We start from the raw sequence: 22,984 nt of genomic DNA, 5'->3' as shown, positions 1-22,984 counted from the left end.
GACTCTCTGCCCGATATCGGGCAGGATTCTTGCGAGGCGGCCTTCGATACCTCAGGATCTACCGAGTGCACGACGACCTTGTTGATCACCTGACCCGCACCACACCCCTCCAGCGGGGCGAGGCGCTGCGGGTGATCCAGGACGTGCTCGCCTACTTCGACGAGACGACCGAGGTGTACGTCCGTCGCCGCCACCGCGAGCTCCAGGCCCAGGGCCTGGTGAACGCGGAGATCTTCGACCGGATCGAGGCGGACCTGAAATACCGGGCGGTGGCCCCGCCGGAACTCACGCTCCGCCAGCTGCGCCGGATCGTCTACGGATAGGAATACGTATACATATGTGCGGAATCGTCGGCTACATCGGCAAACGTGACGTGGCGCCGCTGCTCCTGGAGGGCCTGCAGCGCCTGGAGTACCGGGGCTACGACTCGGCGGGCATCGCCATCACCGCGCCGAAGACGGCAGGGCTCAGAACGGTCAAGGCCAAGGGCCGCGTCCGCGACCTGGAGGCCAAGGTCCCGGCCCGCTTCAAGGGCACGACCGGCATCGCCCACACCCGCTGGGCCACCCATGGCGCCCCCTCCGACGTGAACGCCCACCCGCATCTCGACGCCGAGGGCAAGGTCGCCGTCGTCCACAACGGCATCATCGACAACGCCTCCGACCTGCGCCGCAAGCTGGAGGCCGACGGCGTCGAGTTCCTCTCCGAGACCGACACCGAGGTCCTCGTCCACCTCATCGCCCGCTCGCAGCAGGAGAAGCTGGAGGACAAGGTCCGCGAGACCCTGCGCGTGATCGAGGGCACGTACGGCATCGCCGTGCTGCACGCCGACTTCCCGGACCGCATCGTCGTCGCCCGCAACGGCTCCCCCGTGGTCCTCGGCATCGGCGAGAAGGAGATGTTCGTCGCCTCGGACATCGCCGCCCTGGTCGCCCACACGCGGCAGATAGTGACGCTGGACGACGGCGAGATGGCCACCCTCAAGGCCGACGACTTCCGCACGTACACCACGGAAGGCACCCGGACGACGTCCGAGCCCACCACGGTCGAGTGGGAGGCCGCCTCCTACGACATGGGCGGCCACGACACGTACATGCACAAGGAGATCTTCGAGCAGGCCGAGGCGGTCGACCGCGTCCTGCGCGGCCGCATCGACGACCGCTTCTCCACGGTCCACCTCGGCGGCCTCAACCTCGACGCCCGCGAGGCCCGGCAGATCCGCCGCGTGAAGATCCTCGGCTGCGGCACCTCGTACCACGCGGGCCAGATCGGCGCCCAGATGATCGAGGAGCTGGCCCGCATCCCCGCGGACGCCGAGCCGGCCTCCGAGTTCCGCTACCGCAACGCCGTCGTGGACCCCGACACGCTCTACATCGCGGTCTCCCAGTCGGGCGAGACGTACGACGTCCTCGCGGCCGTCCAGGAGCTCAAGCGCAAGGGCGCCCGCGTCCTCGGCGTGGTCAACGTGGTCGGCTCGGCGATCGCCCGCGAGGCGGACGGCGGCATCTACGTCCACGCGGGCCCCGAGGTCTGCGTCGTCTCGACGAAGTGCTTCACCAACACGACGGTGGCCTTCGCGCTGCTCGCCCTGCACCTGGGCCGCACCCGCGACCTCTCGGTCCGCGACGGCAAGCGCATCATCGAGGGCCTGCGCAGGCTGCCCGCCCAGATCGCCGAGATCCTCGACCGTGAGGAGGAGATCAAGAAGCTGGCCGAGCAGTACACCGACGCCCGCTCGATGCTCTTCATCGGCCGCGTCCGGGGCTACCCGGTGGCCCGCGAGGCCTCCCTGAAGCTCAAGGAGGTCTCCTACATCCACGCCGAGGCCTACCCGGCCTCCGAGCTCAAGCACGGCCCGCTGGCCCTGATCGAGCCCGCCCTCCCCACGGTCGCGATCGTCCCCGACGACGACCTGCTGGAGAAGAACCGCGCCGCGATGGAGGAGATCAAGGCCCGCAGCGGCAAGATCCTCGCGGTCGCCCACCAGCCCCAGGAGAAGGCCGACCACACGATCGTCGTCCCGAAGAACGAGGACGAACTCGACCCGATCCTGATGGGCATCCCGCTGCAACTCCTGGCGTACCACACGGCTTTGGGCCTGGGCAGGGACATCGACAAGCCGAGGAACCTGGCGAAGTCGGTAACGGTCGAGTAGAGGCTTTTGTCTTCAGGGGCGCGGGGAACTGCGCGAGCAACCCCCACACACCCGCAGAGGCCAACGAAACAGGAACGGACCCCCACGTGATGCCACCACTCACGGGGGGTCCGTTCTCAACACCGGGGAGCCGCCCAACCCCCCGGCCTGCGCAGCTACCCGGTGGCCGTCACGCCACGTCCGGCAGCACGCCCACGAAGCGACGTCGGCCAGTGAGCCAACGCCGCAGTGGCCGCATACCAGGCCACCGCCCCCGCCGCGACCGCGAACCAGCCGCCCACCTTGGCGAGTCCGTCGTTGTCGGCGAAGGCCGCGATGGCCATCAGCACGAGGGACACGAAGAGCAACCCGTAGGTCCCCTGCCCCAGTTGGTCCCCGCCCGCGAGCGTGAGAGACAGCGCCACGAGGGCGAAGAGCAGGAAGAACAGTCCGGCCGCGTTGGCGGAGCCGGCGTCCGAGACGGCCCACGTGAACCACAGCGCACCCAGCGCCGCGAACGCGGTCCCGTTGGCGGTGTCGCGGTCACGGAAGGCCATGAGCCCGGCGACGAAGAGGGCGATGCCGCCCACGTAGTGGGCGATTGACACGGCGTCAGCGGCTGACACACCGTCGATCACGTCGGTGTGGCCGAGCCCGAACGCCAGGAGGGTGATCCCGAGGGCGAGTCGGCCGACGATGGTGGTGGTTGCTCCCGCGGAGACGTCATTGTCCACGGCGGGCTCCCTTCATGCTGTGCAGTTGTGCGGTGTGCGATATATGCCCTTCACAAGGGCACAAACACCTCTACGCGCCAGTAGATTTGGGCGCTGCACAAAGGGGGCGGGGTGTTCCCGGTTCGCATCTCACCTGGGAGAACGCGGAGTTACGGAATCACAACGACGGGACGCTTGGCACGCTTGGCGAGCCGCCCCGCGACGGAGCCGAAGATGCGCCCCACGATGCCGTGGGTGGAGCCGACGACGATCGCGTCCGCCTCGTACTCCCGCCCGACCTCTTCGAGCTCGTGGCAGATGTCGCCGCCGCGCTCGACGAGGATCCAGGGCACCTCGGCCAGATAGTCGGCACAGGCCAGCTCGAGACCGAGCACCTCGGTGCGGTGGTCGGGGACGTCCACGAAGACCGGCGGCTCGCAGCCCGCCCACACGGTCGTGGGCAGCCGGTTGGCGACATGGACGATGATCAGGCCCGAGCCGGAGCGGTGGGCCATGCCGATGGCGTACGCGAGGGCGCGCTCGCTGGACGTGGAGCCGTCGAAGCCGACCACGACGCCGTGCTTGAAAGCCGGGTCGCAGGAACGGCGTGGCTCTTCCGCCGCCTGGGGCTCGGCCGCCGTGGGATCGGCGACGGGCCGCTTGCGGTCCGCAGGTTCGAAGAATTCGTGACCGGCCATGGCTGTCTCGGCGTTGTGATCCTTAGTGGGAGGGACGACCGTGTGCGGCGGAGCTGTGTCCGGGAATCATCTTCCCAACCCCATACCCCCAAGGGTACGGCGGCACGCCTCCTTCGCCCAGATCCCGCTCACGGTCGGTAAGGGGTTCCAGGGAGCATGCACGAGGGTGCGCCCGTAACGCAATGGTTGCTGCGCTGTACAGGCGGTTTGCACAGGATTCAAGGAACCGCCGCCCCGCGTACGCCCCCCGAAGGGCCCTGCACGCAGTGACCGACCCGTCGAACAGGCGTTGAACCCCGCGAGTCACCCCCAGGGAGCACGCCATGTCCGGACACCGACCGCCCTCCGATTCCGCCGACTCCGCCACGGACGTGGTCCGCTGGGCGGCCTTCAGCTGCGTCCTCGTCCCGGTGGTCCTCGTCTGGTACGGCTCCTCGCTCGCCGGCGCCGCCGGCACCGCCCTCGGTCTCGCCGCCGTCACGGCCGTCTGCCGGGTGCTGCTGCGCCAGTCCGAGCGCGGCGCGGCGCGCTTGCTCGCGGAGGAACACGCACCCCATCGTGGCCGTCGTCACAGAACCGGAACGGGGTCTCATCGAGGCGGTCGTCACACCGGGGGAAACTCACCGGTCGCTTGACCGGTTTCCGCGCACGGACCCGTATCTTTTCAGCCAACTTCTCGGCCCTGCACATAGGTTGCCGGTGACACCCCCCACCCCCCGTTCGACCTGCACGGAAAGGGTCCCGGGGCCCCCTCGCACCCTACGTGGATTGGCCACTGCGACGAGGCGCACTTCCCTGCACGGCCCCTGAGTGCAACGCTTCGTGATCGAATGCTTCACGCCAAGTTGCCATGTCGACAATGTGCCGGTTGCCGAACTGGTCACCCCGGCACCACGGGACACAGTAGATTCGATCTTGACGTCTTACGGCGGGGGACTCGTGCAGGACCGAGGGGAAACGTGCAGGAGCGACACAACCGAGGAGCCGCGACCACCGAGGGGGGCTTAGCAGTATGAGCCACGACTCCGCTGCCGCGCCGGAAGCCGCGGCCCGGAAGCTTGCCGGGCGACGCCGCAAGGAGATCGTCGCGGTGCTGCTGTTCAGCGGCGGCCCCATCTTCGAGAGTTCCATACCGCTGTCGGTGTTCGGGATCGACCGCCAGGACGCCGGCGTGCCGCGCTACCGCTTGCTGGTGTGCGGCGGCGAGGAAGGCCCACTGCGGACCACAGGGGGCCTGGAACTCACCGCGCCACATGGCCTGGAGGCGATCTCACGGGCGGGCACGGTCGTCGTGCCGGCCTGGCGATCGATCACCTCGCCACCGCCCGAGGAAGCGCTCGACGCCCTGCGTCGCGCGCACGAGGAAGGCGCCCGCATCGTCGGGCTGTGCACGGGTGCCTTCGTCCTCGCCGCGGCGGGCCTGCTGGACGGCCGCCCCGCGACCACACACTGGATGTACGCACCGACGCTGGCCAAGCGCTATCCGTCGGTCCACGTGGATCCGAGAGAACTCTTCGTCGACGACGGAGACGTGCTGACCTCCGCCGGTACGGCGGCGGGCATCGACCTCTGTCTCCACATCGTGCGGACGGACCACGGCAACGAGGCGGCCGGCGCGCTGGCCCGGCGTCTGGTCGTGCCCCCGCGCCGGTCGGGCGGGCAGGAGCGCTATCTCGACAGGTCTTTACCTGAGGAGATCGGCGCCGACCCGCTCGCCGAGGTCGTCGCCTGGGCGCTGGAGCACCTCCACGAACAGTTCGACGTGGAGACGCTCGCGGCCAGGGCGTACATGAGCCGTCGTACGTTCGACCGCCGCTTCCGCTCGCTGACCGGGTCGGCCCCGCTCCAGTGGCTGATCACGCAGCGGGTGCTGCAGGCACAGCGTCTGCTGGAGACATCGGACTACTCGGTGGACGAGGTCGCGGGCCGCTGCGGCTTCCGTTCGCCGGTCGCGCTGCGCGGGCACTTCCGCCGCCAGCTGGGCTCGTCGCCCGCCGCGTACCGGGCCGCGTACCGCGCGCGCCGGCCGCAGAGCGACAAGCCGGCCGAGGCCGACGGCAGCGGGGCCCCCTCCGGGCCGCCGCCGCTCCTCCACCCGGAGGCCGGTCCGGTCCCGCTCCAGACCCGCCGTACGGCGGCGGCGAGCGCGGTCGGTTCCGGGGCGCAGCTGTCGGCGAGCCTGCCGGGGCAGCGCAGCGGGTCGTAGCGGCGCGGCTGCTTGATGACGCCGGTCGGGCATCTCAGCCCGTCCGGCGTTCAGCCGTGCCGTGGTGCCGGTGGGGAGACTGGCTGCACCACCGGTCCTCCCAAACCGCGACGCCAGCTTTAGGGTGTTCGCATGAACGATCGCATGGTGTGGATCGACTGCGAGATGACCGGCCTCTCGCTGTCCGACGACGCTCTCATCGAGGTAGCCGCCCTCGTCACCGACTCCGAGCTGAACATCCTCGGCGAAGGAGTGGACATCGTCATCCGCCCGCCGGCCCGGGCGCTGGAGACGATGCCGGAGGTGGTGCGTCAGATGCACACCGCGTCCGGACTGCTCGACGAGCTGGCCGGCGGCACCACGCTGCCCGAGGCCGAGGAGCAGGTGCTCGCCTACATCCGGGAGCATGTGAAGGAACCCGGCAAGGCCCCCCTGTGCGGCAACTCGGTGGGCACGGACCGCGGCTTCCTCGCCCGGGACATGACGGAGCTGGAGAGCTACCTCCACTACCGCATCGTCGACGTGTCGTCGGTGAAGGAGCTGGCCCGGCGCTGGTACCCGCGGGCGTACTTCAACAGCCCCGAGAAGAACGGCAACCACCGCGCCCTCGCCGACATCCGCGAGTCCATCGCGGAGCTGCGCTACTACCGCGAGGCCATCTTCGTACCGCAGCCCGGACCCGACTCGGACACCGCGCGGACGATCGCGGCCAAGCACGTACTGCCTGCTCAGTAGGCGGGCAAGGGTCCTCCGGAAGGGCTCTGGAGGGGCGCCGTAAAAGCCGTGCGCGAGCACCCCTTCGGACCCTGTACACTTTTTCTCGGCCGGTAGGGAACACCACAAAGTCCCACGCCGGTCATGGTGGGTGTAGCTCAGCTGGTAGAGCACCTGGTTGTGGTCCAGGATGCCGCGGGTTCGAGTCCCGTCACTCACCCTGGTTGATCAGCCGGTGGCCTCGCAAGAGGTCACCGGCTGATCGCGTTGCGGGCGTTGCTCACCCCGAACCCGTCCATGTAGTCGCGGACATGGACCAGCAGCCCGTCCCGCACCCGCAGGACCAGCAGCCCCGGCACGGTGAAGCCGTCCGCCCCGCCCGGCACCGCCGCGACCACGGTCTGCTCGGCGACGATCACCTCCGGGTCCCGGGTCTCGTGGACGACCACGTCCCTGATCTCCACCACCCGCACGGGACTCGCGCCCCACGCGGCCCGGTACCCCACGCGGATCTCCTCCCGGCTGGTGTAGCGCGGCGGGAAGCCGGGAGCGGTGAACGGGAACTCGTGCACCGCGTCCCGCGCGTACAGCTCCGCCAGCTCGTCGGCCGACTTGTCCCGCATGGCCCGGTGGTAGCGCGCCAGTACCTCACGAGGGTTCAGCATCTCGGTCACCCCACTCGCTCAACACTTGTTGAGTGAGTGAGCGTAGTGCTGCCCTCGCACTTCGGTCAACGCTTGTAGAGTGAGCCGATGACCGACCATCCGGACCCCGCCCCGACCGCCCCGACCCGGGTCGAACGCCGTCGGGCCACCCGGGCGCGCATCCTGGACAGCGCCCGTGCCCTGTTCGCCGAGCGCGGCTTCCAGCGGACCACCGTCCGGGCCGTGGCCGCGGCGGCGGGCGTGGACCCGGCGCTGGTCATGCAGCACTTCGGCACGAAACGGCAGCTGTTCACCGAGGCCGTCCAGACCACCGCACCACCGCCCGGGGGCGGCGACCCCGACGCGCTCGTCGACCAGCTCCTCACCTCGCTGGACATCAAGCTCGGCGGGCTGCCCGACGGCACCCTGGCCACCCTGCGCTCGATGCTCACCGATCCGGACGCGGCGGAGCACGCGCGCCGGGCACTGGGCGGGCAGATCGACTCCCTCGCCGCCGCGCTGCCCCACTCCGACGACGCCGAGCTGCGCGCCGCGCTGGTCGTCACCGCGCTGGTCGGCATCACCATCGGCCACCAGCTCCTCGCCCTGCCCGCCCTCCGCGACACCCCCGCCGACCGGATCGCCGCGGTGCTCCGACCCGCCTTCAAGTGCCTGACGCGGGAGGCGACTTGAGACGCACCGGCGCGTCCGTCGTACGCCAGGGGCCGGACCGGCGCCTAGACTCCCGACGGTGACCGAGCCCGCTCCCGCGCCCACCGGTGCGATCCACACCCCCCGCCTGGACCTCCTGCCCCTCAGCGTGGCCCACGCCGAGGAGATGGCCGTCGTCCTCGGGGACCCGGCGCTGCACACGTTCATCGGCGGCGCGCCCCTCACGCCCGAGGAACTGCGGGAGCGCTACGAACGCCTCGCGGCCGGTTCCCCGCATCCGACCGTCTCCTGGCACAACTGGGTGCTGCGCCACCGCGCCGAGGACCGCCTCATCGGCACCGTCCAGGCCACGGTCACCGGAAGCCGCGAGGCCGAGATCGCCTGGATCGTCGGCACCCCCTGGCAGGGCCACGGCTACGCCGCCGAAGCCGCCCGCGCCCTGGTCACCTGGCTGATCCGCCACTACGTCCGCACGATCACCGCCCACATCCACCCCACCCACACCGCATCGGCATCAGTGGCGAGAGCGGCGGGCCTGTCCCCGACGGAGGAGCAACACGACGGGGAGACGGTCTGGCGGCTGTCGCTGAAGGCGTGAGAGGTGAGAGGAGGCCCCGCCTCCGAGCCGGCCTCCGGAAACGGTCGTTCCCGCGATGGTGGCCGCCGACCCGGGCCGTCCTGGGGTTCAACCTGCTGATGCTCGTGTGGCTGGCGGGCCGACCCGGCGGCCACCGCAGTGCTGGTGAGGCCCTCTACGCCGCCTACAGCCCCTACGCCGCCTGCTCCCCCTACGACGAAGCCCGCTCCACCAACTCCGTCACCAGGACCACCTGCCGGCGGTCCAGCTCGCGGGATGCCGTGGGGCGGCGGTCTGCGATTTCGGTCAGGAGGAGGTTGATCATGTGGCGGCCCATCTCCGCGATGGGCTGGCGGACGCTGGTGAGGGGCGGCTCCATGTGGCGGGCTATCGCGGAGTCGTCGTAGCCGACGAGGGCGACGTCGTCGGGGATGCGGCGGCCCGCCTCGCGCAGGGCCTGGCGGGCGCCGGCCGCCGTGACGTCGGAGGCGGCGAAGACCGCGTCGAGGTCGGGGCAGCGGGACAGCAGCGCCGCCATCGCCCGGGTGCCGCCCTCCTCGGTGAAGTCGCCCGGCTCGATCAGGGCCTCGTCCACGGTCTGCCCCGCGTCCCTGAGGGCGTCGCGGTAGCCGTCGACGCGGCGCTGGGCGCCGTAGACGTCGAGGCGGCCGGTGATGTGGGCGATGCGGTGGCGGCCGCGGGACAGCAGGTGTTCGACGGCCTGGCGGGCGCCGCCGTAGTTGTCCGAGTCCACCGACGGCAGCGTCTCCAGCGCCGAGCGCGGGCCGCTGATCACCGCCGGGATCTCCAGCTGGGACAGCAGGTCGGGCAGCGGGTCGTCGGCGTGCACGGAGACCAGCAGGACGCCGTCGACGCGGTGTGCGGCCAGATACTGGGCCAGCCGGCGGCGCTCCCGGTCGCTGCCCGCGAAGATCAGCAGCAACTGCATCTCAGTGTCGGACAGTTCCGCCGCGACACCCTTCAGCATGTCCGAGAAGTAGGGCTCCGCGAAGAAGCGGGTCTCCGGCTCGGGGACGACCAGCGCGATCGCGTCCGTACGGTTGGCCGCGAGCGCGCGGGCCGCCGTGTTCGGGACGTACCCGAGCTCCGCGACCGCGGCCTCCACCGCCGCCCGGGTCGCGTCGCTGACCCGCGGCGAGCCGTTGATCACCCGGGAGACCGTGCCCCGCCCGACGCCGGCGCGTGCGGCCACCTCTTCGAGCGTGGGTCGGCCACCGCTCCGAGCTCGCGCCCCGTGGCTTGCCATGTGGCCCCGCCTCCCGCCGTCGAACCTGTGTTGGCCTGGAATCTAACAGCCGTGATCGCACCCGGATCCCGCGGCGAACACCTCGCTCCGGGTGCGACGGGACGTGCCGCCCGCTTCCGCTCCGGTTCCGCTTGCCGGAACACTGTGCGTTCAGACTCGCACGCAGCACTGTGCACGGGGAGTTCGCTAAGGCAACCTCGGACGCCCCCGCGCTCGCGTGGAGGGCCGTCGCACCAAGGAAGCCGTCCGCTCACCGGACGCATCGCATACGAACAGAGCAGCCTCGTAAGCTCAACCGGATCGACCTCCTCCGTTCAGCGAAAGAAAAGTCTCGAAGCGATATCGCACTGTCCGCACCCTTGACACCCCCGCCGAGACCGACGACTCTTCAACTCATCACTGGTGGGAGCGCTCCCACAGTACCTGACACATACACATCCCGCACGTTCCCCGCCCGAGCCGCCGCGAGAACTAACGGGCCCAACAATGCAGTTGGCCGGGGGGTCGGCACGTCAGGGCAACAGGAGGACTCAATGCGAGCACGTACCCGAACCGCCCGTCGCAGGGTGGTGGTCCTGGCGGCCGTGGCGTCGCTGGGCGCCGGGCTGCTGGCCGGCTGTGCCGACGACGGCAAGGACGACAGCAACGAGTCGTCGGGCGGTGGTGGCGGCAAGACCACGATCACCCTCGGCCTCTTCGGGACCGCCGGCTTCAAGGAGTCCGGCCTGTACAAGGAGTACGAGAAGCTCCACCCCAACATCCACATCGAGCAGACGGTCGTCGAGCGCAACGAGAACTACTACCCCGCGCTCATCAACCACCTCACCACCAACAGCGGTCTCCAGGACATCCAGATGGTCGAGGTCGGCAACATCGCCGAGGTCGTCCAGACCCAGTCCGCCAAGCTGCTCGACCTGTCGAAGTACGGCAAGAAGAGCGACTACCTGGACTGGAAGTGGCAGCAGGCCACGACCAAGGACGGCCAGACCATCGGTGTCGGCACGGACGTCGGCCCGATGGCCATCTGCTACCGCAAGGACCTGTTCAAGGCCGCGGGCCTGCCCACCGACCGCGAAGAGGTCGGCAAGCTGTGGGCGGGCAGCTGGGACAAGTTCGTCGACGTCGGCAAGCAGTACCAGAAGAAGGCCAAGGGCACGACCTTCCTGGACTCCCCCGGCGGTCTGCTCCAGGCCATCCTCAGCAGTGAGACCGAGCGGTTCTACGACTCCTCCGGCAAGGTCATCTACAAGACCAACCCGGCCGTGAAGTCCGCCTTCGACCTCACCGCCGACGCCGCCGAGGCCGGCCTGGTCGGCAACCAGACGCAGTTCCAGCCCGCCTGGGACACCACCATCGCCAACAGCAAGTTCGCGGCGATGTCCTGCCCGCCGTGGATGCTCGGCTACATCAAGGGCAAGTCGAAGGCCGACGCCAAGGGCAAGTGGGACATCGCCCAGGCGCCGAAGTCCGGCAACTGGGGCGGTTCCTTCCTGACCGTGCCGAAGTCCGGCAAGCACACCGAGGAGGCCGCCAAGCTCGCCGCCTGGCTGACCGCCCCGGAGCAGCAGGCCAAGCTCTTCGCCGTGCAGGGCAGCTTCCCGAGCACCCCGGCCGCGTACGACTCGGCCGCGGTGAAGAACGCGAAGAACGACATGACCGGTGACGCGCCGATCGGCACGATCTTCGCCGAGGCCGCCAAGAACATCCCCGTGCAGACGATCGGCCCGAAGGACCAGATCATCCAGCAGGGCCTGACCGACAACGGTGTGGTCCTGGTGACCCAGGGCAAGTCGCCCAAGGACGCCTGGGACAACGCCGTGAAGACCATCGACAACAACCTGGACCAGTGACCCGTATGACCACTGGGCACGACACCGCCGCCGCGTCCCCCGCCAAGGAGGGGGGCGCGGCCCCGGCCCGCCCGTCCGCGGGGCCCCCGGACGACGAGCGCCGCCGCGCGCGGCTGTCCCGCCGCTGGCAGCGGGACGTGCGCTGGAGCCCGTACGCCTTCGTCTCGCCGTTCTTCCTGCTGTTCCTGGCGTTCGGCCTGTTCCCGCTCATCTACACCGGGTGGGCCTCGCTGCACCAGGTGGAGCTGACCGCGCCCACCGACATGCACTGGGTGGGTTTCCGGAACTACACGCGGATCTTCGACGACGACTTCTTCTGGAACGCGGCGAAGAACACGCTGACCATCGGGATCATCTCGACGGTGCCGCAGCTGCTGATGGCGATGGGCCTCGCGCACATCCTCAACTACAAGCTGCGCGGTTCGACCTTCTACCGGGTCGCGATGCTCGCGCCGTACGCGACCTCGATCGCCGCCGCCTCGCTCGTCTTCGTCCTGCTCTTCGGCCGTGACTACGGCATGATCAACTGGGCGCTGAACCACGTCGGCATCGACAACATCGACTGGCAGAACGACAAGTGGCCGTCGCAGATCGCGGTGTCCTCGATCGTCATCTGGCGGTGGACCGGGTACAACGCGCTGATCTACCTGGCCGCGATGCAGGCGATCCCGCAGGACCTGTACGAGTCCGCGGCCCTGGACGGGGCCAGCCGCTGGCAGCAGTTCTTCCATGTGACGCTGCCGTCGCTGCGGCCGACCATCCTGTTCACCGTGGTCGTCTCGACCATCGGCGCCTCCCAGCTCTTCGGTGAGCCGCTGCTGTTCGACGCGAACAAGGGTGCCTCGGGCGGCTCGCAGCACCAGTTCCAGACGCTCGGCCTGTATCTGTACGAGCAGGGCTGGGTCAACCAGCACCTGGGCCGCGCCTCCGCGATCGCCTGGACGATGTTCCTGATCCTCATCGTGGTCGGGATCGTCAACTACGTCATCTCGCGCCGGCTGCGCGCCAGTAGTTAGGAGAACCGGCCGTGACGACGACACTCACCAAACCGCCGGCCGACGAGGCCAAGCGCCCCCGGCGCCCCCGCTCGGCCCGCGCGGGCGGCACGCTGCACGCCGGTCCGATCGCCTACGTCATCCTCGCCCTGTTCACGATCGGCTCGCTGTTCCCGCTGGTGTGGACGGCGATCGCCGCGTCCCGTGACAACCAGCGCCTCGCGCAGAACCCGCCGCCGCTGTGGTTCGGCGGGGGCCTGTTCGACAAGCTGGAGATCGCCTGGAACGACGCCAACCTGGGCGAGGCCTTCATCAACACCACGTTCGTGGCGGGGGTCTCGGCGCTCACCATCGTCATCCTGTCGACGATCGCCGGGTTCGCCTTCGCCAAGCTGCGCTTCAAGGGCCGCAACGCCCTGATGCTGATCGTGATCGGCACGATGATGGTGCCGCCGCAGCTGAGCGTGATCCCGCTGTACATGATGGTGGCCAAGCTCGACTGGTCCGACCAGTTGCAGGCGGTGATCCTGCCCTCGCTGGTCAGCGCGTTCGGCGTGTTCTTCATGCGGCAGTACCTGCTCCAGGCGCTGCCGGACGAGATCATCGAGGCCGCCCGGGTGGACGGCGCGAGCAGCTGGCGGGTGATCTGGCACGTGGTGTTCCCGGCCGCGCGGCCCGCGATGGCCGTGCTCGGGATGCTGATGTTCGTGCAGACCTGGAACGACTTCCTGTGGCCCTTCCTGGTGCTGACCCAGAACGGCAACCCGACCGTGCAGGTCGCGGTCGCGGGCCTGGGCCGCGGCTACACGCCCGACCAGTCCCTGATCATGGCGGGCGCGCTGCTCGGCACGCTGCCGCTGCTGGTGGTCTTCGCGATCTTCGGCAAGCAGATCGTCGGCGGCATCATGCAGGGCGCCGTCAAGGGCTGACCCGCTGTTCTTCTCGGGGGCCGGGTCACCGCCGCCCCGGCCCCTGTTCCTCCTCCCCCTTCACCCGTCGGTCTCCACGACCTCCATTGGGAGCGCTTCCATGCCTGAACCCGCCACGCCGGCGACCCCGGTGACCTTTCCTCCCGCCTTCCTCTGGGGCGCCGCGACCTCCGCGTACCAGATCGAGGGGGCGGCGCGGGAGGACGGCCGTACGCCCTCGATCTGGGACACCTTCAGCCATACGCCCGGCAAGACCGCGGGCGGCGAGCACGGTGACATCGCTGTCGACCACTACCACCGCTACCGCGACGACGTGGCGATGATGGCGGACATCGGGCTCAACGCGTACCGCTTCTCCGTCTCCTGGTCCCGTGTCCAGCCGACCGGACGCGGCCCCGCGGTCCAGCGCGGCCTGGACTTCTACCGCAAGCTGGTCGACGAGCTGCTGTCGAAGGGCATAAAGCCCGCCGTCACGCTCTACCACTGGGATCTGCCGCAGGAGCTGGAGGACGCGGGCGGCTGGCCGGAGCGGGACACGGCGTACCGGTTCGCGGAGTACGCGCAGATCGTCGGCGAGGCGCTCGGTGACCGGGTGGAACAGTGGATCACCCTCAACGAGCCCTGGTGCAGCGCCTTCCTGGGCTACGCGTCCGGCGTCCACGCGCCCGGCCGCACCGACCCGGCGGCCTCCCTCAAGGCCGCGCACCACCTCAACCTGGCGCACGGGCTGGGCGCTTCGGCGCTGCGCGCGGCGATGCCGGCCCGCAACTCGGTCGCGGTGAGCCTCAACTCGTCGGTGGTCAGGCCGCTTTCGCAGGACCCGGCCGACCTGGCCGCCGTCCGCAAGATCGACGACCTGGCCAACGGGATCTTCCACGGCCCGATGCTGCACGGGGCGTACCCGGAGTCGCTGTTCGCGGCGACGGAGTCGCTCACCGACTGGTCCTACGTCCAGGACGGCGACCTCGCCCTGATCAACCAGCCGTTGGACGCGCTGGGCCTGAACTACTACACGCCGACGCTGGTCTCGGCCGCCGACCCGCAGGCCGCCGCGCCGCGCGCCGACGGCCACGGCTCCAGCGACCACTCCCCCTGGCCGGCCGCGGAGGACGTCGCCTTCCACCAGACGCCGGGCGAGCGCACGGAGATGGGCTGGACGATCGACCCGACCGGCCTGCACGACCTGATCATGCGCTACACGCGTGAGGCCCCGGGCCTGCCGCTGTACGTGACGGAGAACGGCGCGGCCTACGACGACAAGCCCGACCCCGAGGGCCGGGTCCACGACCCGGAGCGGATCGCCTACCTCCACGGCCACCTGCGCGCGGTCCGCCGGGCGATCGCCGAGGGCGCGGACGTGCGCGGCTACTTCCTGTGGTCCCTGATGGACAACTTCGAGTGGGCGTACGGCTACGAGAAGCGCTTCGGCGCGGTGTACGTCGACTACACGACCCTCGCGCGGACACCGAAGTCGAGCGCCCTGTGGTACGGGCAGGCGGCCCGGACGGGGACGCTGCCGGCGATCGCCGAGATCTGAGGCCGCCGCCGAGTCGGGGGAGCGGGAGCGGGGCGCGGCATCCGAGGGGGATGCCGCGCCCCGCTTTTCCCGTGGGGGACGGTCAGTTGTAGGCCACGAACGCCTTCGAGAAGGCGTGTGCGTCCTGGACGATCGAGCTGCACGTGGCGTCGGCGTAGTTCCTGGCGCCGCCGGAGCACTGCTTGTCGCGGGTGGCGGACCACATGGAGAGCCAGCCGAGGCCCTTGGACTTGGCGAAGTCCACCAGCTGGCCGGCGTCCTCGACCTTGAAGATCTCGCTGGTGACGTCGTTGACGCCGATCATGGGCGTGACGGCGACGGTCTTCCAGGCGGCGCTGTCGCTCAGCCCCAGGACGCTCTTGACCTGGGCCTGCGTGGCCGTCGCGGCCTGCTCGGCGTACGTGCCCATGTCGCCGCTGTAGGCGGGGCCGTAGTCCATGGCCATGATGTTGACGGTGTCGAGGGCGACGCCGTTGCTCTTGGCGTTCGACAGCAGGTTCACGCCGTCCTGGGTGAGGCCCTCGGGCATGACCGGGAGGGTGAAGGAGACGTCCAGGTCCGGGTGCTGGGCCTGGAGCTTGGCTATCGCCTTGGCGCGGTTGCTGTTCGCCGTGGTGTTGGGCAGCGCGCCGCCCTCGACGTCGAAGTCGACCTTGGTGAGGTCGTAGGCGTCCACGACCTTGCCGTATGCCGCCGCCAGCGCGTCCGCCGACGAACACGTCGTCGCCAGTTCGCTGCCCGCCGCGCCGCCGAAGGAGACCCGGACGTCGCCGCCCTTGGCGCGCAGGGCGCCGATCTGCGCGGCGACCGCGTCGCTCGCGAGGTCGGTCACGCCGCCCCACTTCGGGGTGCAGCCGCCGCCGTCGGTGACGAAGGCGAGGTTGTAGTCCTTCACACCGGTGGCCGCGGCGCTCGCGACCAGGTCGAAGGCCGGGTAGAGGGACGTGTCGACGTAGGGGGCGAAGCCGGCGCTGGTGGTGGTGCCGGTGCCGGGGCTGCTCGTGGGTGCGGGGGTGGCGGTCGGGGTCGTCGTGGGGGTGGGGGTGGGCTTGCTGGTCGGCGTCGGGGAAGCCGTTTCCGTGGGCCGGCCGGTCGGTTCCGGCGTCGCGGTGGTGTCGGCGGAACAGCTGGCACCGTCGATACGACAGCCGGTCGGCGCGCCGGTGCCGTTGACGACGAAGCCGACTGTGACGGACTCGCCGGCGGCCAGGCCGTCGGTGTCCCACTTGGCCGACGTCACGGTGACGTGCTGTCCGCTCACGCTGGACTCGGCGTTCCACAGCGAGCTCAGCTTCGAGCCCGCCGGCAGGTCGAACTCCAGCTTCCAGTCCTTCTTCGCCGCGCCGTCGTTGTTCGTCACGACGTACTGGGCGGTGTAACCCGTCGACCAGTCACTGGTCCTGGTGTACGCGGCGCCGATCCCGGCGGCCTGGGCGGTGCCGGTGAGCAGGATCGCGCCGCCACCGACCACGGCCGCGGCGACGGCCCCGGCGATCACCTTGTTCCTGCCGCTCACCTTGCGCCGGTGCGTGCTCATGGCGTGCCTGCCTTCGTTGTTCGGGGGTGGGGTGCGGCAGCACGCTAGCGAGCCGGAAACGGGCAAAGTGCCTGATCCGGACGGCGGTTGGCGATCTTAGGGTGCGCTTAAGGATGGGATCGGGGCCGGTTAAAGGTAGAGACCAATCTGCCCGTCCGGCGCCTGCGCACCCGGTGCCCCCGGCGCTCGGGCACCCGCCCGTCCAGCTGGATCCAGATCCGCACCTCGGTGCCGCCGAGCACCGAGGACCCGATCCGCACGTCCCCGCCGGTCCCCTCCGCGAGCCGGCGCACGATGTCCAGGCCGAGCCCGGTCGACCCCGCGCTGCCCGACCCCCGCCCACGGGCCATCGCGGCCTCGGGGTCGCGGATGCCGGGCCCCGCGTCGGAGACCAGCACGATCACCGCGTCCTCGCCGTTGTGGACGTCGACCGCGAAGGCGGTGCCCTCGGGGGTGTGCCGGAAGACGTTGCCCAGCAGGGCGTCCAGCGCGGCGGCCAGGTCGGCGCGGGCCACGGGTATGCGCACCGGCCGCTCGACGCCGGCCACCCGCACCTTGCGCCCCTCGTCCTCGGCGAGCGCCGACCAGAACGCCATCCGCTCCCGCACCACCTCGGCGGCGTCGCACCCGGCGCCCGGCCCGGCGGCCGCGGTCTGCGGCTTGGCCTCCCGCGCGGTGCGGATGATGGTGTCGACCTCCCGCTCCAACTGGGCGACCGCGGCCCGCGTCTGCTCGGCGGCGGGCCCGTCGCCGAGCGAGGCCGCGTTGAGCCGCAGCACGGTGAGCGGCGTCCGCAGACGGTGGGACAGGTCGGCCGCCAGCTCCCGCTCATTGACCAGCAGTTGGACCACCTGGTCGGCCATGGAGTTGAACGCCACCGCGGCCAGCCGCAGTTCGACGGGCCCTTCCTCGGGCACCCGCACGCCCAGCTTCCCCTCCCCCAGCTCATGCGCGCCCTCGACCAGCTTCTGCGCCGGTTTCACCATCCGTACGCCCAGCCGGTCGGCGACCGCGACCGAGCCGACGATCAGCGCGACGCCGACCCCGGCGAGCACCGCCCACGCCGTGCCCACGCCGTTGCTGACCTCGGCCTCGGGGACGTACACCTCGACGACCGCGATCTCGCCGGAGCTCAGCGCGACGGGCTGGAGCAGCGTGGAGCCGCCCGGCACCTCGGTGGTGGAGGCCCGGCCGAGCTTCCGTACGGTCGCCACGTCACCGTCGGCGGCACGCTGCCGTCCGATGTCGACGGCGGCACCGTCGCCGCTCGCGGGTATGTGGACGGCCATCCCGTCCTCCGAGCCCGCGGAGGCGACGACCCGCTCCAGCTGGTCCCGGTCGGTGGTGATGGACAGCGCCGGGGCGACGGCGGCGGCCTCCCGCTCGGCGTTGGAGAAGGCGCGGTCCCGGGCCATCTCCTTGATGACGAGGCCGAGCGGGACCGCGAAGGCGACCACGACCATGGTGGTGACGGCGAGACAGACCTTGACCAGTGCCCACCTCATAGCGGCGGCTCCAGCTTCACTCCGACACCCCGCAGGGTGTGCAGATAGCGGGGACTGGCCGCGGTCTCCCCCAACTTCCGGCGCAGCCAGGACAGATGGACGTCGATGGTCTGGTCGTCGCCGTAGGACTGCTGCCACACCTCGGCGAGGAGCTCCTTGCGGGGGACGACGACGCCGGGGCGGCCGGCGAGGAAGGCCAGCAGGTCGAACTCGCGGCGGGTGAGGTCCAGGCGGACGCCGTCCAGCTCGGCCTGGCGGCGCAGCGGGTCGACGGTGAGCCCGCCGACGCGCAGTACGGACTCCGGGGCCGCCTCCCCCACGACGGCCCGGGAGCGCCGCAGCACGGCGGCCATCCGGGCGGAGAGGTGCTCCACCGAGAAGGGCTTGGTCAGATAGTCGTCCGCGCCCGCGTTCAGCAGCCGGACGATCTCCGCCTCGTCGTCCCGGGCCGTGGCGATGATCACCGGTACGTCCGTGATCCCGCGCAGCATCTTCAGCGCCTCGGATCCGTCCAGGTCGGGCAGACCGAGGTCCAGGATGACGACGTCGAAACGGAAATGGGCGACCTCGCGCAGCGCCTCCAGCGCCGTGCCGACACTCCGCACCGTGTGGGCGGCGTCGGTCAGCTGCCGGATCAGCGCCGAGCGTACGAACTGGTCGTCCTCGACCACGAGCACACTTGCCATGCGCCGCACCGTACGCCATGCGGGCGAGCCGCATCGGGGCCTGTGGATAACTCCCCACGCATGCGGCTGCCGGTGCTCGTGAGGCAGTATGACCGGCGATGCGCAGAGGACTCGTACACGTACTGGCTTGGTCGCTCGCCACGGGCGCGGCGGTCACGCTGTCGTGGTGGGGTGTCCACACGGTGATGGCGGGCACCGCCTACGACCCGCCGCGCGCCCTGCCCATCACGGTGGCCGAGGCCACGACCCAGGACTCCAAGCCGCTGGCGTCGTCGACGGCCCGCCCGTCCGCATCCGCTTCCGCGTCCCCGTCGAAGACTCACCCCTCGCGAAGGACTTCGCCCGCGCCGAGCCCGTCCACGACCCCGAGCCCCTCCCCCACGGCCTCCGGTGAGGTCAAGAGCTACGACACCGACGGCGGCCGGGCGGTGTTCTCGCTCGGGAAGTCCTCCGCGACGCTGGTGTCGGCGACGCCGGCCGCGGGCTGGTCGATGCAGGTGTGGAAGACGGAGACGTGGATCCGGGTGGAGTTCGCCTCCGGCGCGGACCGGGTGACGGTGTTCTGCACGTGGCACGACAGTGCGCCGCGGGTGGACGTGGGGACGTACTGACCGGGGCCGTTCAGCGGAACACCGAGGGCGGTGGTGCGGGTGACGCGACCGCCGCCACGTCCGTGACGGGGACCGCGCCGCCGGTGAAGTCCAGGAGCGCGCGGCCGTGTTCGAGACGGCCGGGGTGCGGGTCGGAGGCGGCCCTGCGGGTCAGTTCCGCGATCGGCAGCGGGGTGTCGGAGGCGACCAGCACCGCGTTGCCGAAGCGTTTGCCGCGCAGGACCGTCGGGTCGGCGATCAGGGCGAGGTGTTCGAAGCGGGCGGCGGCGGTGGCGATCTGGCCGCGGAGGTGGGCGAGCGGGGGCCCGTCGGCGAGGTTGGCGGCGTAGACACCGCCGGGTCCGAGGGCCCTGCGGACCTCGTCCAGGAACTCGGTCGAGGTCAGATGCGCCGGGGTGCGCGCGCCGCTGAACACGTCGGCGACGACGAGGTCGGCCCAGCCGTCGAGCACCTTGGCGAGCCCCTCACGGGCGTCGGCGGAACGCACCCGGATGCGGGCGTTCGGGTCCAACGGCAGCTCGCGGCGGACCAGTTGGACGAGGGCCGCGTCGCGCTCGACGACCTGCTGGGTGGAACGGGGGCGGGTCGCGGCGGTGTACCGGGCGAGGGTGAGGGCGCCGCCGCCGAGATGCACGGCGTGCACCGGTTTGCCGGACGGGGCGACGAGGTCGATGACATGGCCGAGGCGGCGCTGGTACTCGAAGGTGAGCCGGGCGGGGTCGTCGAGGTCGACGTGCGACTGCGGGGCGCCGTCGATGAGCAGGGTCCAGGCCCGCGGGCGCTCCCGGTCGGGGATCAGCTCGGCGAGCCCGCCGTCGACGGGTTCCACCACGGGTTCGACGGTGGCGGCTGCGCGCCGGGAGCTACGGGACCTTGCCATGCGCCCATTGTCGCAAGCCGGGGGGCGTCAGGCTCGCCCAGCTCGTCGGGCGCACCTCAGCGGCAGTTGTCCGCCGCCTCGATCAGCCGGGCCGCCTCCCCCAGCGCCGCCCGCAGCACCGCCGGGTCCGTCGCCAGGTCGGCCTCGCCGGGCGGCAGCAGCCATCCCGAGCCCTCCACCGGCGGCTCGGGGTTCAGCCGCAGCCCCCGCCCGTCGGTCTCCGTACAGGTGCTGCCCGGCACGTCCCACGCGGCCGCGGTCCCCGGCGGGACCACGAAGCCGAGGGTGCCTCCCCCGTCGTCGTGCAGTACGGGCCCCACCGCGTCCCCCGCGCCCCGGCGCAGGATGTCGACCGCCTCCAGCCCCTGCCGGGTCGGCACCGTGACGAGGTCGCAGCCGACCTCCGGGACCGGTGGCGCGCTGCACTCCGTCAGCGGCGTGCACACCTCGATGCTCTGGCTGGTCTCCATCCCGGCCTCCACCACGGAACCCCTCCTCGGACAGGCGGCTCGGGAGTCGGGCGGCTCCCGGTCCATGGAGTTCAACGCGCGGGCGCGTCAACGGCTACGGCGCAAGTCAGCCGCAAAGGATGGCAGTTCATGGCAGATCGTGGATGAGATATCCGGTTTGTAGCCAAACACTGCGTGGCGGGTCCGCTACAGCAGGTACGTTCTTGCCCGCCGGAACCAGGGTGACGACAGTGACATACCACTCAACTCACCACGGCTCCGGCATGGTTCGACGGTTCGCACGAGAGGACCCGGCCATGGCGACGTCAAAGGTGACCTCGTCCCAGTCCCCCAGGCCACCGCGGCCGAATCTCGCGTTCCGGGAGTTGCGCGGACAGCGCTCCCCGGCCGAGTTCGCCGCGGCGGTACGACGGGCCGCGCGCGAGATCGGCGAGCGGGTCAGCTGTGACGCGCGCTATGTGGGCCGGGTCGAGGCGGGCGAGATCCGCTGCCCCAACTACGCGTACGAACGGGTGTTCTTGCACATGTTCCCCGGCCGCACGCTCACCGACCTGGGCTTCGCGTCCCGGGCGTCCGTACGCGGACGCGGGGCGCGCGCCGCCGAGGGCGCGCCCCCGACGCACGTCACGAGCCCCGCGTACGCCGCGGGTGGCGCGGCGGGTGAGACATGGGGGGCGTACGAGCCGTATGACCCGCAGGACCCGTACGAGACGCACGACAACTACGAGGAGAGCGACGTGCTGCGTCGCGCATTCATGACCGGCGGGGGCGCCACCGTGGCCGTCGCCTCACTGGGCACGATCGGGCTCGCCCCCGCCGCCGCGGCGGCGGACCGGCGCGTCCGGCGCGCGGGAGCCCCCGACGCGGACGCCCTGGAAGAAGCGGTACGCCGGATCCGGCTGCTGGACGACCGGCACGGCGCGGACGGCCTGTACCGGCGCGCGGCGACCCCGTTGCGCGCCGCCTACGCGCTGCTGGACGCCGGTGCGACCCGGCAGACCACCGCCGACCGGCTGCACTCGGGTGCCGGTGAACTCGCCATCTCGGTGGGCTGGCTGGCACACGACTCGGGCCGGTTCGACGACGCGCGCTCGCACTACGCGGAGGCGCTCGCGACCGCGCGGATGACGGGTGACGCCGGTCTGGAGTCGCACGCCTTCTGCAACACGGCGTTCCTCGCGCGCGACGCCGGGCGGCCGCGCGAGGCGGTGCGGGCGGCGCAGGCCGCGCAACGGGTCGGGCGGCCGCTCGGGTCCGCCCGGCTGATGTCGCTGCTCGCGCTGCGGGAGGCGGGCGGCTGGGCGGGGCTCGCCGACCGCGCCGGCTGCGAACAGGCGCTGGTCCGGGCCCAGGCCCTCTTCGCGCGAGGCCCCTCGGACGCCGACCCCGAGTGGATGAGCTTCTACGGGGAGGCAGAACTGGAGGGCCTGGAGGCGCAGTGCTGGTCGACGCTGGGCGACTGGCCGCGGGCGGCACGGCACGCGCATCGGGCGGCGCAGCTCCAGGACCCGCACTTCACCCGGAACATCGCGCTGTACACGGCCGAACTGGCCGACGACCTCGCGCGCGGGGGCCGTCCCGACGAGGCGGCCGCCGCCGGGATGCGGGTGCTGGATCTGCTGGGACAGGTCCAGTCGTCACGGATCCAGTCGATGCTGGCGGGGACCACGCGCGTGCTGCTGCCGCACCGGCGGGCCTCAGGGGTGGGTACGTTCCTGGAGCGGCACGCTTCCCTGCCGCGCACGGCATAGGGAGCGGGTCAGCCCGCCAGGTGGCCCGTGTCGTTCCAGCTCTCGACCGCCGGCTCCCCGTACGCCCAGCCGAGGACCGACAGCGACGTCGGGTTCAGCCTGATCCGGGCGGCGAAGTCGAGCGGCAGACCCAGCCACCGAGCCCCTATGGAGCGCAGCATGTGGCCGTGGGCGAAGACCAGGACGTCCCGGTCCGCCTCGCGGGCCCAGGCCACCACCTCGTCCGCGCGGGCGGTGACCTCCGCCAGGGTCTCGCCGCCGGGGACGCCGTCGCGCCAGATGAGCCAGCCGGGGTTCACGGCCTGGATCTCGTCCGGGGTCATGCCCTCGTACGCGCCGTAGTCCCACTCGACCAGCGCTTCCCATTCACTCGCGCGCTCGCCGAACCCGGCGAGTTCGCACGTCTCGCGCGCGCGTGACAGCGGGCTGGTGCGCACCTCGACGCCCGGGAGGCCGTCCAGCGGCGGCCGGTGCAGGCGCTCGCCGAGGAGTTTGGCGCCACGCCGGCCCTCCTCCAGCAGCGGCACATCCGTCCTGCCCGTATGTTTGCCCGCCAGAGACCATGCGGTCTGGCCGTGCCGGGCGAGCAGGATGCGCGGTGCCATGAG

Annotated in this window: 23 protein-coding genes and 1 tRNA gene; 14 read left to right on the top strand and 10 right to left on the bottom strand. The window is 71.1% G+C overall.

Translation table 11 applies throughout. The features are described from left to right. The first annotated feature begins 65 nt into the window (after positions 1-65). Both ACFUO4_RS11840 and glmS read left to right on the top strand, forming a co-directional pair. On the top strand, positions 66-323 hold the full coding sequence (locus ACFUO4_RS11840; protein WP_079306286.1) for a hypothetical protein: 258 nt from the start codon (positions 66-68) through the stop codon (positions 321-323). A gap of 14 nt (positions 324-337) precedes the next feature. Continuing rightward, entirely contained in the window at positions 338-2,155 is a 1,818-nt protein-coding gene (glmS, locus tag ACFUO4_RS11835; RefSeq protein ID WP_079306284.1) for a glutamine--fructose-6-phosphate transaminase (isomerizing), read from the top strand. A gap of 155 nt (positions 2,156-2,310) precedes the next feature. Here glmS and ACFUO4_RS11830 read toward each other — a convergent pair whose 3' ends face one another. Further along, positions 2,311-2,868, bottom strand: a complete 558-nt coding sequence (locus tag ACFUO4_RS11830) for a GPR1/FUN34/YaaH family transporter (protein WP_079306282.1) — start codon at positions 2,866-2,868, stop codon at positions 2,311-2,313. A 149-nt stretch (positions 2,869-3,017) separates the two neighbouring features. After that, on the bottom strand, positions 3,018-3,545 hold the full coding sequence (locus ACFUO4_RS11825) for a universal stress protein (protein ID WP_079306280.1): 528 nt from the start codon (positions 3,543-3,545) through the stop codon (positions 3,018-3,020). Positions 3,546-3,868: 323 nt separating this feature from the next. Between ACFUO4_RS11825 and ACFUO4_RS11820 the strand changes: the two genes are divergently transcribed. From ACFUO4_RS11820 to ACFUO4_RS11805, 4 genes are all read left to right on the top strand, one after another. Continuing rightward, positions 3,869-4,180, top strand: coding sequence for a hypothetical protein (locus tag ACFUO4_RS11820; RefSeq protein WP_383482885.1), 312 nt, complete (start codon positions 3,869-3,871; stop codon positions 4,178-4,180). A gap of 377 nt (positions 4,181-4,557) precedes the next feature. After that, on the top strand, positions 4,558-5,751 hold the full coding sequence (locus tag ACFUO4_RS11815; protein ID WP_079306278.1) for a helix-turn-helix domain-containing protein: 1,194 nt from the start codon (positions 4,558-4,560) through the stop codon (positions 5,749-5,751). Positions 5,752-5,883: 132 nt separating this feature from the next. After that, entirely contained in the window at positions 5,884-6,486 is a 603-nt protein-coding gene (gene orn, locus ACFUO4_RS11810) for an oligoribonuclease (protein WP_079306276.1), read from the top strand. Positions 6,487-6,612: 126 nt separating this feature from the next. After that, positions 6,613-6,685 (top strand) — tRNA-His (locus ACFUO4_RS11805). Positions 6,686-6,716: 31 nt separating this feature from the next. On the opposite strand, the gene ACFUO4_RS11800 is transcribed toward ACFUO4_RS11805, so the two are convergent. Then, positions 6,717-7,130, bottom strand: coding sequence for a nuclear transport factor 2 family protein (locus ACFUO4_RS11800; protein ID WP_383482881.1), 414 nt, complete (start codon positions 7,128-7,130; stop codon positions 6,717-6,719). 87 nt (positions 7,131-7,217) lie between these two features. Between ACFUO4_RS11800 and ACFUO4_RS11795 the strand changes: the two genes are divergently transcribed. Together ACFUO4_RS11795 and ACFUO4_RS11790 are read left to right on the top strand one after the other, a co-directional pair. After that, a complete protein-coding gene (locus ACFUO4_RS11795; RefSeq protein ID WP_383482878.1) occupies positions 7,218-7,802 on the top strand; it encodes a TetR family transcriptional regulator in 585 nt (194 codons plus the stop codon). A gap of 58 nt (positions 7,803-7,860) precedes the next feature. Next, on the top strand, positions 7,861-8,379 hold the full coding sequence (locus tag ACFUO4_RS11790) for a GNAT family N-acetyltransferase (protein WP_079306272.1): 519 nt from the start codon (positions 7,861-7,863) through the stop codon (positions 8,377-8,379). Between the two features lie 190 nt (positions 8,380-8,569). On the opposite strand, the gene ACFUO4_RS11785 is transcribed toward ACFUO4_RS11790, so the two are convergent. Continuing rightward, entirely contained in the window at positions 8,570-9,625 is a 1,056-nt protein-coding gene (locus tag ACFUO4_RS11785; RefSeq protein ID WP_383482874.1) for a LacI family DNA-binding transcriptional regulator, read from the bottom strand. Between the two features lie 533 nt (positions 9,626-10,158). On the opposite strand from ACFUO4_RS11785, the gene ACFUO4_RS11780 reads away from it, so the two are divergent. The 4 genes from ACFUO4_RS11780 to ACFUO4_RS11765 all read left to right on the top strand — a co-directional run bounded on the left by ACFUO4_RS11780 (position 10,159) and on the right by ACFUO4_RS11765 (position 14,936). Further along, positions 10,159-11,475: an ABC transporter substrate-binding protein gene (locus ACFUO4_RS11780; RefSeq protein WP_079306266.1), complete on the top strand. Its 1,317-nt coding sequence runs from the start codon at positions 10,159-10,161 to the stop codon at positions 11,473-11,475. A gap of 5 nt (positions 11,476-11,480) precedes the next feature. Further along, the gene (locus ACFUO4_RS11775; protein WP_059191978.1) at positions 11,481-12,491 is read left to right on the top strand and encodes a carbohydrate ABC transporter permease; all 1,011 of its coding nucleotides are present in this window, start codon (positions 11,481-11,483) and stop codon (positions 12,489-12,491) included. 11 nt (positions 12,492-12,502) lie between these two features. Continuing rightward, positions 12,503-13,399, top strand: a complete 897-nt coding sequence (locus ACFUO4_RS11770) for a carbohydrate ABC transporter permease (protein WP_059191979.1) — start codon at positions 12,503-12,505, stop codon at positions 13,397-13,399. Between the two features lie 100 nt (positions 13,400-13,499). Further along, positions 13,500-14,936, top strand: a complete 1,437-nt coding sequence (locus tag ACFUO4_RS11765; protein WP_383482869.1) for a GH1 family beta-glucosidase — start codon at positions 13,500-13,502, stop codon at positions 14,934-14,936. 82 nt (positions 14,937-15,018) lie between these two features. Here ACFUO4_RS11765 and ACFUO4_RS11760 read toward each other — a convergent pair whose 3' ends face one another. The 3 genes from ACFUO4_RS11760 to ACFUO4_RS11750 form a co-directional block, all read right to left on the bottom strand. Further along, the gene (locus ACFUO4_RS11760) at positions 15,019-16,473 is read right to left on the bottom strand and encodes a cellulose binding domain-containing protein (RefSeq protein ID WP_383482866.1); all 1,455 of its coding nucleotides are present in this window, start codon (positions 16,471-16,473) and stop codon (positions 15,019-15,021) included. Positions 16,474-16,580: 107 nt separating this feature from the next. Further along, complete coding sequence (locus ACFUO4_RS11755) at positions 16,581-17,978, bottom strand: ATP-binding protein (protein ID WP_383482863.1); 1,398 nt, start codon at positions 17,976-17,978, stop codon at positions 16,581-16,583. Beyond that, on the bottom strand, positions 17,975-18,664 hold the full coding sequence (locus tag ACFUO4_RS11750) for a response regulator transcription factor (RefSeq protein WP_059191983.1): 690 nt from the start codon (positions 18,662-18,664) through the stop codon (positions 17,975-17,977). Before ACFUO4_RS11750 ends, ACFUO4_RS11755 begins: the two co-directional genes overlap by 4 nt. 98 nt (positions 18,665-18,762) lie before the next feature. Here ACFUO4_RS11750 and ACFUO4_RS11745 point away from each other — a divergent pair, with 98 nt between their 5' ends. After that, entirely contained in the window at positions 18,763-19,275 is a 513-nt protein-coding gene (locus ACFUO4_RS11745; RefSeq protein ID WP_079306260.1) for a hypothetical protein, read from the top strand. A 10-nt stretch (positions 19,276-19,285) separates the two neighbouring features. Here ACFUO4_RS11745 and ACFUO4_RS11740 read toward each other — a convergent pair whose 3' ends face one another. Together ACFUO4_RS11740 and ACFUO4_RS11735 are read right to left on the bottom strand one after the other, a co-directional pair. After that, the gene (locus tag ACFUO4_RS11740) at positions 19,286-20,155 is read right to left on the bottom strand and encodes a spermidine synthase (protein WP_383482859.1); all 870 of its coding nucleotides are present in this window, start codon (positions 20,153-20,155) and stop codon (positions 19,286-19,288) included. Between the two features lie 56 nt (positions 20,156-20,211). Beyond that, the gene (locus ACFUO4_RS11735; RefSeq protein WP_179143260.1) at positions 20,212-20,625 is read right to left on the bottom strand and encodes a hypothetical protein; all 414 of its coding nucleotides are present in this window, start codon (positions 20,623-20,625) and stop codon (positions 20,212-20,214) included. Between the two features lie 296 nt (positions 20,626-20,921). On the opposite strand from ACFUO4_RS11735, the gene ACFUO4_RS11730 reads away from it, so the two are divergent. Then, positions 20,922-22,376, top strand: a complete 1,455-nt coding sequence (locus tag ACFUO4_RS11730; protein WP_383482856.1) for a hypothetical protein — start codon at positions 20,922-20,924, stop codon at positions 22,374-22,376. An 8-nt stretch (positions 22,377-22,384) separates the two neighbouring features. Here ACFUO4_RS11730 and ACFUO4_RS11725 read toward each other — a convergent pair whose 3' ends face one another. Next, positions 22,385-22,981, bottom strand: coding sequence for a histidine phosphatase family protein (locus tag ACFUO4_RS11725; protein WP_383482853.1), 597 nt, complete (start codon positions 22,979-22,981; stop codon positions 22,385-22,387). Positions 22,982-22,984: the final 3 nt, after the last annotated feature.

Source organism: Streptomyces sp. NPDC057280, from assembly GCF_042668605.1.
Classification (GTDB): Bacteria; Actinomycetota; Actinomycetes; order Streptomycetales; family Streptomycetaceae; genus Streptomyces.
This window is presented reverse-complemented; position numbering and strand designations above follow the sequence as displayed.